General features: G+C 64.5%; 1 protein-coding gene and 1 pseudogene. Both read left to right on the top strand.

What is annotated here, in order from left to right; translation table 11 throughout:
* The coding region (fliN, locus tag EN939_RS37665) for a flagellar motor switch protein FliN (RefSeq protein WP_127272167.1) at positions 1-240 on the top strand (240 nt) is incomplete at its 5' end.
* A 43-nt stretch (positions 241-283) separates the two neighbouring features.
* Positions 284-431, top strand: a pseudogene (locus EN939_RS37660) (flagellar motor switch protein FliG); the annotation flags it as partial.

The following is a 431-nucleotide window of genomic DNA, read 5'->3' as shown; positions in this document are numbered from 1 at the left end:
ATCATGAACATCCCCGTCGATGTCCAGATCATCCTCGGCAGCACCGAGATGCCGGTCTCCGATCTGATGGCGCTGCAAAAAGGGTCGACCGTGGCGCTCAATCGCCGCATCGGCGAACCTGTCGACGTCGTGGTCAACGGCCGCAAGATCGCGCGCGGCGAGATCACCGTGCTGGAAAGCGATCCGTCGCGGTTCGGCATCAGGCTGACCGAAATCATCGCCGGCACGAAGGGCGCCTAGACATGGTTTGCGGGGCTTGCCGGTGGCAGCGGAGGCGAGTGGCATGACGACGCCGGTGACCTTGACCCGCGCGCAGAAGGCGGCCGCCATACTTGTGGCGATGGGCAAGCCGTCGGCCAGCCGCCTGCTGAAATTCTTCAAGCAGGAAGAACTGAAGGCCCTGATCGAGGGCGCCCGCCTGCTGCGGACGA

Source organism: Mesorhizobium sp. M7A.F.Ca.CA.002.05.1.1 (assembly GCF_003998335.1).
GTDB lineage: Bacteria > Pseudomonadota > Alphaproteobacteria > Rhizobiales > Rhizobiaceae > Mesorhizobium.
Note: the sequence above shows the minus strand (reverse complement) of the source record. Positions and strands in the feature narration are given on the sequence as shown.